The 13,635-nt window shown below is 52.0% G+C and carries 10 protein-coding genes and 1 other annotated feature; of the genes, 8 read left to right on the top strand and 2 right to left on the bottom strand.

Annotation, left to right across the window (positions count from 1 at the left end; translation table 11 throughout):
• The 6 genes from hemL (at position 1) to murC (ending at position 10,327) form a co-directional block, all read left to right on the top strand.
• Positions 1-1,302, top strand: coding sequence for a glutamate-1-semialdehyde 2,1-aminomutase (gene hemL, locus V8F51_RS07490; protein WP_337099550.1), 1,302 nt, complete (start codon positions 1-3; stop codon positions 1,300-1,302).
• Between the two features lie 110 nt (positions 1,303-1,412).
• Positions 1,413-2,366, top strand: coding sequence for an RluA family pseudouridine synthase (locus tag V8F51_RS07485; RefSeq protein ID WP_337099549.1), 954 nt, complete (start codon positions 1,413-1,415; stop codon positions 2,364-2,366).
• Positions 2,367-2,556: 190 nt separating this feature from the next.
• Entirely contained in the window at positions 2,557-3,939 is a 1,383-nt protein-coding gene (locus V8F51_RS07480; RefSeq protein WP_337099548.1) for a LysM peptidoglycan-binding domain-containing protein, read from the top strand.
• A gap of 602 nt (positions 3,940-4,541) precedes the next feature.
• Positions 4,542-4,798, top strand: a binding site (T-box leader).
• A gap of 54 nt (positions 4,799-4,852) precedes the next feature.
• Positions 4,853-7,513, top strand: a complete 2,661-nt coding sequence (locus tag V8F51_RS07475) for a valine--tRNA ligase (protein ID WP_337099547.1) — start codon at positions 4,853-4,855, stop codon at positions 7,511-7,513.
• A gap of 26 nt (positions 7,514-7,539) precedes the next feature.
• Entirely contained in the window at positions 7,540-8,925 is a 1,386-nt protein-coding gene (locus tag V8F51_RS07470) for a bifunctional folylpolyglutamate synthase/dihydrofolate synthase (RefSeq protein WP_337099546.1), read from the top strand.
• A 7-nt stretch (positions 8,926-8,932) separates the two neighbouring features.
• Entirely contained in the window at positions 8,933-10,327 is a 1,395-nt protein-coding gene (murC, locus tag V8F51_RS07465; protein ID WP_337099545.1) for a UDP-N-acetylmuramate--L-alanine ligase, read from the top strand.
• 113 nt (positions 10,328-10,440) lie between these two features.
• On the opposite strand, the gene V8F51_RS07460 is transcribed toward murC, so the two are convergent.
• Together V8F51_RS07460 and V8F51_RS07455 are read right to left on the bottom strand one after the other, a co-directional pair.
• Positions 10,441-11,196 carry a class I SAM-dependent methyltransferase gene (locus V8F51_RS07460; protein ID WP_337099544.1) on the bottom strand — a complete coding sequence of 252 codons (756 nt, stop codon included), beginning with the start codon at positions 11,194-11,196 and terminating at the stop codon, positions 10,441-10,443.
• Between the two features lie 3 nt (positions 11,197-11,199).
• Positions 11,200-11,580, bottom strand: coding sequence for a VOC family protein (locus tag V8F51_RS07455; protein ID WP_337099543.1), 381 nt, complete (start codon positions 11,578-11,580; stop codon positions 11,200-11,202).
• Positions 11,581-11,839: 259 nt separating this feature from the next.
• Here V8F51_RS07455 and V8F51_RS07450 point away from each other — a divergent pair, with 259 nt between their 5' ends.
• Together V8F51_RS07450 and V8F51_RS07445 are read left to right on the top strand one after the other, a co-directional pair.
• Positions 11,840-13,279 (top strand): SPOR domain-containing protein, encoded by a 1,440-nt coding sequence (locus V8F51_RS07450; RefSeq protein ID WP_337099542.1) that lies wholly within the window; start codon positions 11,840-11,842, stop codon positions 13,277-13,279.
• Positions 13,280-13,340: 61 nt separating this feature from the next.
• Positions 13,341-13,583: a DUF4321 domain-containing protein gene (locus tag V8F51_RS07445; protein ID WP_337099541.1), complete on the top strand. Its 243-nt coding sequence runs from the start codon at positions 13,341-13,343 to the stop codon at positions 13,581-13,583.
• Positions 13,584-13,635 lie beyond the last annotated feature (52 nt).

Below are 13,635 nucleotides of genomic sequence, written 5' to 3'. Positions count from 1 at the left end.
ATGAGCAACCATTCTCGTATCGCTAACAACTCGCGTTCCGTAGAAGCATTCGCAAGGGCGAAGAAGGTAATCCCCGGCGGTGTGAACAGTCCGGTGCGCGCCTTCAAGTCGGTAGATCTTAATCCCGTCTACATGGATCGCGGCGAAGGCAGCCGCGTCTACGATATTGACGGCAACAGCTATATTGATTACGTCGGTTCATGGGGTCCGCTTATTATGGGTCACGCGCATCCGGAAGTGATTGAAGCGATCCAGCGTACAGCCGAGAAAGGCACGAGCTTCGGAGCTCCGACCGAGCTGGAGACGCTGATGGCCGAGCTTGTCGTAGAGCGTGTGCCATCGGTGGATATCGTCCGTATGGTCAACTCGGGAACGGAAGCGACGATGAGCGCCCTGCGTCTCGCGCGCGGTTATACGAAACGCAGCAAGATTCTGAAGTTCGAAGGCTCTTACCACGGCCACGCCGACAGCTTGCTGATCAAAGCGGGTTCTGGCGTTGCAACGCTTGGACTGCCGGACAGTCCGGGTGTCCCGGAGCATGTCGCTTCGCATACAATTACCGTCCCGTACAACGATCTAGCGTCTGTGAAGCTGGCGTTCGAGAAATTTGGCGAGGAGATCGCTTGCGTTATCGTGGAGCCGATCGCCGGCAATATGGGCGTAGTACCGCCGCTGCCCGGCTTCCTGCAAGGACTGCGCGACGTGACGGAGAAATACGGCACTATTCTTATTTTCGACGAAGTAATGACCGGCTTCCGTGTCGGCTACAACTGTGCGCAAGGACTGTACGGCGTAACGCCGGATCTGACTTGCTTCGGCAAAGTGATCGGCGGCGGCTTGCCGGTTGGCGCATACGGCGGCAAGCGCGAGCTCATGGAGCAGATCGCGCCAAGCGGTCCGATCTACCAAGCAGGTACGCTATCGGGCAATCCGCTGGCTATGGCGGCGGGCTATACGACGCTTAAGCTGCTAACGCCAGAAGTGTATGAGCAATTGGAACGCCAAGCCGTGAAGCTGCAGCTCGGCTTCGAAGCGAACGCCAGTAAGCACGGTATTGCGAATACGATTAACCGCGTTGGCTCGATGGTTTGTCCATTCTTCACGGATAACTTCGTTATTAACTTCGAGACGGCAAAGACGTCTGATATTACTCGCTTCAAGGCTTACTTCGCAGCTATGCTTGACCTTGGCGTCAATATTGCGCCATCGCAGTTCGAGGGTATGTTCGTATCGGCTGCCCATTCGGATGAAGACATTGATGCGACGATTGCTGCGCATGATATCGCGTTCAGCAGATTGTAGCATATGAGATATAACTAGCTCGCCACACACCCTCTTAATTGCATTGCATAGCAGCAGGCATTAGGAGGGTTTGTTGTGGGACGAGATGAACATAGGAGGCGGCAATGAGAATGGAACAAGCAGTTCGTAATGGAGAATGGCTCGAGCTAGACTGGTCGGCGCTTGCTGACGCTGGTAAGGGAACAGGGGAGCTTGAACAGCCAGAAGCCGGAAGCCATCCGCATGAAGTGAGGAAATGGCTGCTGGCTCGAGGACTCTTTTCGGAAAAATGGGTGAATCGGTTGTTCTCGGTAGGCGGCATCAAGTGGGAAGGCGATAAGCTTCGTTTGCTTACGTTCCCGGCTGTTGATCCGAAGACGCATCCTTTCTATCGCCAGGCGATATCGGGACCGACGATCGATATTCCACCCGTGCTGTACGAGGACGACTTCTGCGTCGTGTTCCATAAGCCGGCAGGGATGAAGGTTCATGAGACGTATGCGGGGGAGCGGGGAACGCTGGATGAAGCTGCCGCAAGGCATGCGCTGAAAGCGAAGGATCCATTGCCGCTGCGCCATATTCATAGGCTTGATGATTACACGTCAGGACCGGTCCTCTATGCGAAGTGCGATCTGGCTCAGTGGAATCTCGATGAAGCGATGCGGGACAAGACAATTGATAGGCAATATATTGCGGTCGTTCAAGGCAAGCTTGCGAAGCGAGCTGGTACGATTGACGAGCCGATCGGCAAGGATCGTCATCATAGAGCTAGGCGTATGGTAACGCCATCGGGCGAACATGCCGTCTCTCACTATGAGAGAGTGGAGGCGTATGCGAAAGCTTCGATTGTCCGCGTTCGGCTCGAGACGGGAAGGACGCATCAAATACGTGTTCATATGAGCTATATAGGTCATCCGGTCGTTGGCGATGAGCTGTATGGCGGAAACACGCGACTGCTAACCCACCAAGCGCTGCACGGTGAGCGGCTGCTATTCCCTCATCCATGGACTGGAGAGACGATAGAGGTCGTTGCAGCATGGCCGTCTTGGCTGGAAAAGCTCGTATCATCCGTCAGCGGCATGTAAATAAAAGTCATGCTCTAGCCTATCCAACCATATAGATAAGTAGTGAATGTAACTTTAAATATAAGTGAGGATAAGCTTTGTGCTCATCCTCATCTTATATGGCTTGCGTAACGGTCTTCATTGCCGTCCTGCGGAAGGCGGCAGCCGTTAACGCTTCCGAGCATTCAGTACGAGAAGGGAGGACTTAGGCGTGTCGGAACAAACGAGTGGGTTACGCTTTGATGTGTATGAGCGCGTTCATCTGCCGGACGACGTTGCGGCTATCGATGAGTTGGAGGAAATCGAGCTGGTTCCACGCATCCAAGTGATCGATCAGGGGGATCATGCGGTATTGAAGGGTCAGCTGCTTCTAAGCGGCGTATATCGGGGGCAAAATGCGGAAGAAGCGCCGCTTGTGCTGGAGCACTGGATTCCGGTTGAAATTACGCTGCCGATGAACCGAATATCAAGGCTGGACGATATCTCCATCGATATCGACAACTTTGATGTGGATCTGCTGTCAGCCAGAACGTTGAACGTTACTGGCGTCTTGTCGTTGCGCGGCATCTCCGTCGATCCTGTGGAAGAGCCTGAGGAGGCGTGGAGAGAAGAGCCGATTACGGTCGTTCATGAACGGAGCTTCTATGGTTCGCAGCAGCCCGGAGAGGAACAGGAACAAGAGCCTATACAGGACAATGCGTTCCAACAAGAGGCGCCGGCGTACATAGCAGAGGACGAGTCCTTCTATGCGTCAGCGGAGGGCTTCGAGCAGCGAATCGCCGAAGCACAAGCACAAGCGCAAGCGCAGGAACGGGAGAATGAGATCCAGCATGAGCGTGAGGCAACCGTGTCGATCTCATCATCTCCGAATGATTCAGGCTGGTCGTCTTCACAGCTATTCGCGGTGAACGACGGCAGACAGCCTCGGGAGGAGCAGCAGGAAATTACGCTTGCCTCTCAACAGAATAGCGATGACGGGTGGCTCGCCTCCTCTTCTCAATATGTGGACGAACCAAGCGAGTTCACCGAGCAGGAACGGAATGAGGAGCTGGAGCAGGCAGAGGAGCAAGCTGAGGAAGAGGCAGCTTTCGCCGAAGCGTATGCGCTTCTGGCGCTTGAAGAGCAAGCTCAGCGCGAGCTTGAGGCGGAGCTGGAAGCTCAGCAAGCATCTCAGCAAGCTGTGCAGCAAGTCGTTCAGCAGCCTGAGAAGCAAGAGCCGCGCGTCGCCTTCGCAAGCAAACCTCCGGAGGAGCAAGCTGAACAGCCGCCTAATGTCGGCATTATGACGCTGCTTCAGACGAGCCGCCGCGAGCAAGCTGCCCGTCAGGCAGCCGAGCAAGAGATCGCTACTCAGCAAGCGGCTGAGGATGCGCGTGCGCTGTCGTCCGGCGACGAGATTGAGTGGAAGAACTTATTCCTCGGCCGCAATGCAGAGGAGAATGAATTCCGCAAGATCCGGTTATGCATTGTTCAGCGCGATGAGACGCTTGATTCGATTGCGCTTCGCTACAGCATTAATCCTCGAGAAATATTAGTGCGCAATAATCTTAATGAGTCGGCCGTGTCGGAAGGGCAACTGCTTTATATTCCGTGAAATCCTTAATCAATAAAAATGGGTCCTATCACTCGTTCATTCGTGAACTGTGAAGGACCTTTTTTATGGAACGCACTATACGAGCCTAATCGAACTTCGTATCTTCGCCGTAAGAGCCTATATGCACTTACAGGGGCGATCACAAACTAAGCTTCTCTCTGTAAGAACAAATATGCTCTTACACGAGGCGTACGAGCGTAATTGAACTTCGTAATCGCGCTGTAAGAGCCTATATGCACTTACAGGGTCGATCACACACTCAGTCTCTCATTGTAAGACCATATATGCTCTTACACGAGGCACGCGTGCGTAATCGAACTTCGTAATCGCGCTGTAAGAGCCTATGCGCACTTACAGAGGCGATCACAAACCCAGTCTATCTCTGTAAGACCATATTCGAGGCGCGCGAGCCTATTCGAACTTTTTAATGGCGCTGTAAGAGCCTATATTCAATTTCAGAGGTGGATCCTACACCGAGCTTCTCTCTGTAAGAAGAAACATGCTCTTACACGAGGTGAGATTTATGTCAAAACGATGGGTTTTTCACCTGCTAAAGTTGACTCTAGCGCATAACAACGGTATTATGTATACATATAAGTGTCATAAAGACGTTGAAGGGGAATAGTACGCAGTGAAGCCTTCAGAGAGCGGAACCGTTACGCTGAGAGGTTCTGCAGGAAGTGACTGCTACGGGTCGCCCCGGAGTTGCCTGGATCAAGCGGAGAGTTTGCGAAACAATGCATCTCTCGCCCGCCTAAGTCAGGCCGGCTGCAGCCGTTATCTGTTCGAGTGTCGCGCGAATGATGTTTTTGCGTGAAACAAAGGTGGTACCACGGAAGCTAAACCTTTCGTCCTTTATTATGAGGGCGAGAGGTTTTTTTGTATTTATATCGATGTATGGAGGATGGAATCAATGTCAGAAAATCAAACAACGACTACGTCTACGGAAATGCCGACGACTTACGATCCGAAGGCAGCCGAGCAGAAATGGTATGACTATTGGCAGCAGGGCAAGTTTTTCGAAGCGGGCAAGCGTCCTGACGCGAAGCCTTATACGATTGTAATTCCGCCGCCGAACGTAACCGGCATGCTGCATATCGGGCATGCGCTCGACTTTACTTTGCAGGACATCTTGATTCGCACGAAGAGAATGCAAGGTTATGATGCGCTTTGGCTGCCGGGAACAGACCATGCCGGCATTGCGACGCAGACTCGCGTTGAGAGCAAGCTGCGCGAACAGGGCATTAGCCGCTACGATCTCGGACGCGAAGCATTCCTGGAGAAGGTATGGGAGTGGAAGGATCAATACGCGAGCACGATTCGTGATCAATGGGGCAAGATGGGCCTCTCGCTAGACTACTCCAGAGAGCGTTTCACGCTGGATGAGGGTCTCTCCAAGGCGGTTCGCGAAGTATTCGTTCGTCTGTACGAGAAAGGTCTCATCTACCGCGGCAAAAAAATCATTAACTGGGATCCTGCGGCACGCACGGCGCTCTCCGATATCGAAGTAGAATACAAAGAAGTGAACGGCAACCTGTACCATCTCCAATATCCGCTTAAGGACGGCTCCGGCTTCATAACGGTCGCAACGACTCGTCCGGAGACGATGCTTGGCGATACGGCTGTAGCTGTTCATCCGGAGGACGATGGCTACAAGCATCTTATCGGCCAAATGCTCATTCTGCCGATCGTTGGACGCGAGATTCCAATTATTGCAGACGAATATGTGGAGAAGGACTTCGGCTCCGGCGCGGTTAAGATTACGCCTGCTCATGACCCGAACGACTTCGAGGTAGGCCAGCGTCATAACCTGCCGCAAATTATTGTCATGGACGAAACGGGCACAATGAACGATCAAGCAGGTCCTTATGAAGGTCTGGATCGTACGGATTGCCGCAAGAAACTCGTGAAGGACTTGCAGGAGCAGGGCATCTGCATCCGTATCGAGGAGCATGTGCATCAGGTTGGCCACAGCGAGCGCAGCGGCGCCGTTGTTGAGCCATATTTGTCGACGCAATGGTTCGTTGCAATGAAACCTCTTGCCGAAGCGGCAATTGCGGCCCAAAAATCGGGCAAGGGCACGAACTTTATTCCTGAGCGGTTCGAGAAGATCTATATGAACTGGATCGAAAATGTTCGTGACTGGTGTATTTCCCGCCAATTGTGGTGGGGACACCGCATTCCGGCATGGTACAACGATGCTACCGGCGAGATTACCGTATCGCGTGACGACGTTCAAAATACGGAAGGCGCAACGTTCACACAGGATAACGACGTACTGGACACTTGGTTCAGCTCTGCTTTGTGGCCGTTCTCGACGCTTGGCTGGCCGGAGGAGACAGAAGAATTCAAGCGCTACTACCCAACGGACGTGCTCGTTACGGGTTACGACATCATCTACTTCTGGGTAGCGCGAATGATCTTCACGGCGCTTGAATTCACAGACGAAATTCCGTTCAAGGACGTGCTGATCCACGGTCTTGTCCGTGACGAGAACGGGCAGAAGATGTCCAAGTCGCTCGGCAACGGCGTTGATCCGCTCGATGTTATCGAGATGTACGGCGCGGACGCTATGCGTTATATGCTCTCAACGAGCAGCACGCCAGGCCAAGACTTGCGTTACCGCAAAGAGCGTGTCGAGCAGGCGCGCAACTTTGCCAACAAAATATGGAACGCATCTCGCTTCGCTCTTATGAATCTGGAAGGGTTCACCGCAGCGGATATCGATATAACTGTTAATCTCGGCACGTCCGACCGTTGGATCCTGCATCGCCTGAACGAAACGGTGCGCGATGTTACCCGCCTGATCGATAGCTACGAGTTCGGAGAGACGGGACGGTTGCTTAATAACTTCATCTGGGATGATCTTTGCGACTGGTATATCGAGTTTGCCAAGCTCAGCCTATATTCAACAGACGAAGCGGCTAAAAAAGCGACGCAGTCCGTCCTTGCTTATGTGCTTGACCGCACGCAGCGCTTGATTCATCCGTTCATGCCGTTCATCAGCGAGGAAATTTGGCAGCACTTGCCGCATGTCGGCGAGACGATCACTCTTGCGGAATGGCCGGTATACGATGCGGCGCTTGAAGCGCCTGAAGCAGTGAAAGAGATGGAGCTGCTGATGGGCCTCATCCGCTCCGTGCGTAATATTCGCGCAGAAGTGAATGTGCCAATGAGCAAGAAGGTTGAGCTTCTCATCAAGCCTTCGAGTGATGCGGAAGCGGCGATTCTCGCACGAAATGAAGAGTTCATCAAACGGTTCTGCGGCACATCGTTGCTAGAGACCGGAACTCACATCAGCGCTCCGGACAAAGCGATGTCAGCAGTCATTACTGGAGCGGAGCTATACTTGCCGCTGGCAGGCTTGATTGACATCGAGCAGGAAATCGCCCGTCTTGAGAAAGAACGTCAGAATTTAACGGCCGAAGTTGAGCGTGTGGAGAAGAAGCTGGGCAATGAAGGCTTCGTAGCGAAAGCGCCGGCTAAAGTCATCGAAGAGGAAAAAGCGAAGATGGCCGATTATGCGGAGAAACGCGAGAAGGTAGCGGCACGTATTGCGGAATTGCGCGGCTGAGAATAAGGGAAGAAGGATCGATACGTATGACGGAACAGTTCAACGAGCAGCGGCCGGCAGGGCCGCTGCATTCCTATACTGAAGCGGTGGAGTGGATTACAGGCCTCATCCCATTCGGAATTCGTCCGGGCCTCGACCGGATCGAGAAGCTGATGGAGCTGCTGGACAATCCTCATCGCAGACTGAAGTTCATTCATGTTGCCGGTACGAACGGCAAAGGCTCGACATGTTCGTTTTTGACGAGCGTGCTGCTTAAGAGCGGTTATGACGTCGGTACGTTCACGTCGCCATATATCACGAAGTTCACGAATCGCTTTCAATACAATGGCGTGGATATTGAGGAAGAGACGCTGCTGAAGCTTGCGAATGAGCTGAAGCCGCATGTCGAGGCAATTGCCGAGACGGAGCTCGGTTCGCCGACCATGTTCGAGGTATCGACGGCTCTTGCTATTTTGTTCTACGCCAAAGTGACGTATCCTGACTATGTCGTGTGGGAGACCGGACTCGGCGGCAGGCTGGATGTAACGAATATCGTTCATCCGGTTGTGTCTGTCATTACGAACATTGGACATGATCATATGGATCGTCTCGGCGATACGCTTGCTGCAGTCGCGAGCGAGAAAGCGGGCATTATAAAGGCCGGCATTCCGGTCGTCAGCGCCGTGTCGCAGCCGGAGGCAGTAGCTGTTATTAAACAAACTGCTGCCAATAAGCATAGCACGCTTTACTTGCTAGGCGAGCAATTCGGCGAGACGGCCGTTTCCGTTCAGGAAGACGAGCAGACTTTCCGCTTCGACGGATTATTCCGCTCGATCGAGCCGCTGACGATAACGCTTAACGGAGCGCATCAACGAACGAATGCGGCAGTTGCCGTAATGACGCTAGAGGTGCTGCGTCAGTACAATGCGCTGGTCGTAGAAGATGAAGCGCTGGAGGAAGGACTCCGGGCAGCAGCTTGGGCGGGCAGACTTGAAATGGTGTCGCGCTCGCCGCGTATTTTGCTGGACGGAGCCCATAATCCGGAAGGTGCGGAGACGCTCGTAAGCGCGCTTCGGTCAACGTATAAGTACGACCGTCTTCATCTCATGATGGGGATGCTGGAGAATAAGAATCATCAGGATGTACTCAAGCATATACTACCAATAGTGGATACGCTTATTTTGACCGAGCCTGATTTTCGAATGAAGATGGATGCACCCGCGTTAGCTGCTATCGTTAGCGATATGAATAATCAACAGCCTGCGGAAAGCTCGTTCGAGCTCATCGTAGAGCCGGATTACCGCGCTGCGCTTCAAAAATTACAACAGTTAACCGGGGAAACAGACCTTGGGGTCGTGACAGGCACGCTATATTTGATTGCTGACGTTCGCTCCCGCATATTGTACAACTCGGATTCTGAAAAAGGTTGGTGAACCGTCTTTGAATACGGCAGAACACGTTCATTTCATCGGAATCGGCGGTTACGGAATGAGTGCCATAGCCCGCGTCATGCTGGAAATGGGCTATAAGGTTACCGGTTCCGATGTCGCGCGTCAGGAGCTTACGGAGAAGCTCGCGGCGAAGGGAGCCGATATTTATATCGGCCATCAGCCCGAGCATGTGAATGGAGCAGATTTGGTCGTTTATTCGACTGCGATCTCGAAGGACGACGTCGAGCGGAGGGCGGCGGAGCAGCTTAACATCCCTGTTCTGCACCGCTCGCAAATGCTGGCGAGATTGATGAATATTGGTAAAGGCATCGCCGTTGCCGGCGCGCACGGGAAGACGACGACTTCCTCGATGATTGCTCTTGTCATGGAGTCCTGCAATGCGGATCCGACTTACATTATCGGCGGCGAGATTGTTAACTTGGGTACAAACGCGAAGGCAGGCAAAGGCGAATACGTTGTTGCAGAGGCCGACGAAAGCGACGGGTCGTTCTTGCATTATCACCCTACGCTTGCAATCGTGACGAACATCGAGCCAGACCATTTGGAAAATTATGACGGAGACTTCGGCAAGCTGAAGGCAGCGTATGTTCAGTTCCTGCAGCAAGTCAAATCCGGCGGCAAAGCTATCGTATGCGCGGATGACGATAATGTGAAGGAACTGATCCCGCTTGTATATACGGGAGCGGAAGGCGAATCGCAGCTTGTGACGTACGCTATCGATGGCGAAGCGGAATATAGAGCGGGCAATATCGTCTTGGGCGACCGCAAAGTATCGTTCGATATGACCCATAACGGATCATCTCTCGGTACGATCGTACTGTCCGTTCCGGGCCGCCATAACGTATACAATGCAATGGCGACAGTGATCACTTGCTTGGAATCGGGATTGTCGTTCGGGGAGATCGCCGAAGCGATTCGCGAGTTCAGTGGCGCGAAGCGCCGTTTCCAGGTGCTCGGGGAAGTCAATGACATTCTGGTCATTGACGATTACGCGCATCATCCGACAGAGATTCAAGCGACGATCAGTGCGGCCAAAGCAACGGGTAAGCGGATCATTGCCGTATTCCAGCCGCAGCGGTATACGCGGACCTTCTTCTTGTTCGATCAATTCAGTCGCGCTTTCCCGGAAGCTGATGAAGTCCTAATTACCGACATCTACTCTCCGGCTGGCGAACAGCAGATCGAAGGCGTGCACTCGCATAAGCTCGTTGAGCTCATTAAGAGCAACAGCAATGCGAACACTCACTATTTGCCGACCAAAGAAGATGTCCTCTCTTATTTGACGGAGAGGGTAGCGCCGGGCGATCTTGTCATAACGATGGGCGCCGGCGATATTTGGAAAGTAGCCGACCAGCTCGCCAAGTCGCTGAAGGCCGCCAACTAAAAATAAAACCTAACCTTGCCGATAAGGCGGGGTTAGGTTTTTTTTTCGGCATGCAGGTGGTGGAAAGTAGCCATACGTGAACATGCTGGATGAAGCTGGCTATTGTTTAGGTCTTAAACCTCGCCGACATATATTTCTGTCTCATAATCGATGCTTACTGTTCCGCTTTGCTGGTTGTTATCGAATATCGCTTGAAGCTCGGACAGCATGAGGTGATGATTATGTTGTTCTGTAGTCGGCGTATAGGAGGAGGATAGCAAACGGCCTTTCAGGCTTTCGAAGTCGAAGCGCTGATGAATTGTAAATTTCGCTTCATGGATCAGGCCGTCCTTGAAGAAGGATTGCAACGTTTGTTTGGTTATATTTCGATGATTGACTTGCTTGTAATCATTGCCGAACGTTTGGACAAGCTGTTCATATAGCTCTAAGAAAGCTGAGCCTGTCGTCTTTCTGATATTCCATATCAAAACAACTTTACCGCCGGGCTTCAGAATACGGCGAAACTCCGCTTGGGCCGCCGTACGGTCAAACCAATGGAAGGCTTGGGCGCAAGTGATATAATCAACTGATTCGCTCTCCAAGCCAGTCGCTTCCGCCGAGCCATTCCAAGCTGTAAATTTTGGATAAGCGCCGAGCTTTTGAACAGATGCTTCGCGCATAGCGGCATTAGGCTCGACGGCAATGACGTGGCTTCCGCGTTCCAACAACAGCTCTGAGAAAATGCCTGTCCCCGCGCCGACGTCAGCAACAGAGCTGCTTGCTGTCACACCGACGTTTCCAAACAAATAATCAATGGCTTCCTTCGGATAGCTTGGGCGGTGCTTGACATATGTTTCTACCCGATTCGTAAATCTTTCCTTGTTGTTCATCGTTCAACACTCTCCGCTCTCGATAAATTCAATCCGATTGCCAAATGGATCGTTCAGAAAAAAACGCGTCAGCCCTTCGTCCTCTCGATTATCGTCATCGATCACGGTAATTTGATGCTGAATAAGATTCTCTCGCAATGCAGCGATATGTTTGACCTGAAAGGCGGGATGAGCCTTCTCGGCAGGAATAAAATTTTTCTGTACTCCAATATGAACCTGATGCTTCCCGCATTGGAACCAAACGCCGCCCCGATCAATTAACCTTTCAGGCTTACGTATTTCAATCCAACCGAGCACTCCGCCAAAAAAGCTCCTTGCAGCCTTTTCGCATCCTGCAGGCGCCGCAAGCTGGACATGATCAATTCCGACAAAAGTAAAAGGCATTCTCGTCACTCCTTCAATAGTTTCATTGTATAAAACTAAGTTTCATTTTGTCTCTTCTTATTAGCTAATGTACCACATCCAAAGATTAATTACCAGTCTTTGGAGGGGGGAAGATTGTAAGCATCTGCCGCTCATCCACGATAAATAAATCGATAGAATAGATTGGGTGGTTAATGAGTTGAAATGTAATTAACGGGTCTAAATCTCTTATATCGCTCATAGAATACTAGCAGAAGTTATGGGACAAGGAGAGATTTGCATGAGTTCAAAAAACCGGATTACCTATCGTTTTGACCACGCAGGTCGCAACGTGACTGATAAACCTAACAAGGAGGTTAAGCGTACGGATACTCACGCGGAGATTGCGGGGAGTCCGGCGAAGTCGAATGTCGTGCCTCTATATCCTCCGCATGAATCGCCCGTTATGAGTGAGCTGACGCCTTGGAACAGCCCGTTCCAGGAGGACATTGTGGCGTTGGAGCAATTAATTCGCGACACAGAGCCGAAGTCGAAGGAGACTGCTTCAGGCAAGCTGCTGCCTAATTTTCCTGTGAAGGATGGAGTCCAAGGACCGATTCTACTAAATAAATTGGATGCTCCTCTAGCGCCGACTGAAAGTGATCCGTTCGAATCTGTCCTGCTGCCTATCGATGATAGTGAAGAAGAGAGGAAACCTTTGGCAGCCGCGGCTAAAGCCGACAACGGACTAAATTATGAGTATGCTGACGAACTCTTTTATGATGAAACAGAGGATTTAAGCAGAAACAAAGGAAAATACAAAGCCGTTCGTTACAAAAGACCGTCGTCTCCGCCGTCATGGTTTAACGTTTTTTTGTCTGTCGCTGGCGCGCTTGCAACCGGAGCCTTGTTCGGTTATTTGCTCCTGTCGCTATTCACGGGGTCGCCCGTAATACCAGGCGGCGACAAGGCTTCAGACGGGAAGCAACCAGCTGCCGTCGGCACCGATGCCGATCAACCGGCAATAGGCGGAGTGGGAGTCAGCGATCCTGATTCTGATCCGAAGGAAATGCTGCCTGACGAGGGAGACCCGGTAACGGACGGACCTATGGCTGCCTTGACTGGTCTTGAGCAAACCTACTATTTGTTGCAATTCGGCGTGTTCAGCAATACGGAAGGCAGAGATACGGCGCTAGCACAGTTGAAGGACAAAGGGCTTGCAGCCGCTTCGCTGGCGACGAAGGACGATTACCGCGTCTTCGCGGGCATTGCCGGAAATAAGGTTCAAGCGACTGCGCTGCGAGCCGCGATGACGGATACCGAACTGTTCGTAAAGGCGCTAACGGTCTCCGCACCTGCCGAAATTCCATTCGATGGCGATGCCGCAGGCGCTCAGCTGTTCTTCGAGCGAACAAAAGAAGTCGTCCAAATGCTGGATGATTTGGCACTGGCGCAGCTCGAGCAGCCCGCTTTATCGCCGCTTAGCGACGCCGCATCCGATGCATGGGAGAACAATTACCAGCTCTGGAAACAGTCTATACCGGTTATGCAGAAAGGGACGAAGTCCGCGGAACATCTAGCATTTCTGGACTCTATCGTCACTGCGCTGGACAATGCGGCCAAAGCGATGCTCGAGTATGACAAAAAACCTTCCGCGGCGCATCTATGGTCTGCGCAATCCTCGTTAATGGCAGCGGTCATTGCACAAAAAGGGTGGTTTGAGTCCATCAGCGCATTGTAAACGAATAGGGATCTGCGTATAATAGACTCAGGTGTCATTTCGTGGCGAGAGGCGTTGAAAGATGAAGAAAAACGGCTGGATCCTACTTATTTTCATCGTATTAGGCTTATTAGCCGGCGCGTTGGTTGCCAGATGGCTTACTCCGGTTCCGGGAATATCATTTCTTACGGATCCGCTTGAGGCTGCTTGGTCGCCTGCAATCGATTTATATGTACTCAGCTTCAATCTGTCGATTCATCTGCAAGTTAGCATGCTAAGCATCATTGGTGCTATAATTGCTATCTGGCTTTATCGCAAAATATAAGCTGCCCAAGCGTAAACGGAAAGTATAGTATAGGTGTGAAACTTATACTTTC

It is taken from the genome of Paenibacillus sp. YIM B09110 (genome assembly GCF_037167145.1).
Taxonomy (GTDB): Bacteria; Bacillota; Bacilli; order Paenibacillales; family Paenibacillaceae; genus Pristimantibacillus.
The sequence above is the reverse complement of the archived record's forward strand: the minus strand, read 5'-3'. Positions and strand labels throughout refer to the sequence as shown.

Excerpts from the sequence above, each read along its gene's own strand:
- hemL (WP_337099550.1), top strand. The coding sequence starts at position 1 with ATGAGCAACCATTCTCGTATCGCTAACAACTCGCGTTCCGTAGAAGCA.
- V8F51_RS07485 (WP_337099549.1), top strand. The coding sequence starts at position 1,413 with ATGGAACAAGCAGTTCGTAATGGAGAATGGCTCGAGCTAGACTGGTCG.
- V8F51_RS07475 (WP_337099547.1), top strand. The coding sequence starts at position 4,853 with ATGTCAGAAAATCAAACAACGACTACGTCTACGGAAATGCCGACGACT.
- V8F51_RS07470 (WP_337099546.1), top strand. The coding sequence starts at position 7,540 with ATGACGGAACAGTTCAACGAGCAGCGGCCGGCAGGGCCGCTGCATTCC.
- V8F51_RS07460 (WP_337099544.1), bottom strand. The coding sequence starts at position 11,196 with ATGAACAACAAGGAAAGATTTACGAATCGGGTAGAAACATATGTCAAG.
- V8F51_RS07455 (WP_337099543.1), bottom strand. The coding sequence starts at position 11,580 with ATGCCTTTTACTTTTGTCGGAATTGATCATGTCCAGCTTGCGGCGCCT.
- V8F51_RS07450 (WP_337099542.1), top strand. The coding sequence starts at position 11,840 with ATGAGTTCAAAAAACCGGATTACCTATCGTTTTGACCACGCAGGTCGC.
- V8F51_RS07445 (WP_337099541.1), top strand. The coding sequence starts at position 13,341 with ATGAAGAAAAACGGCTGGATCCTACTTATTTTCATCGTATTAGGCTTA.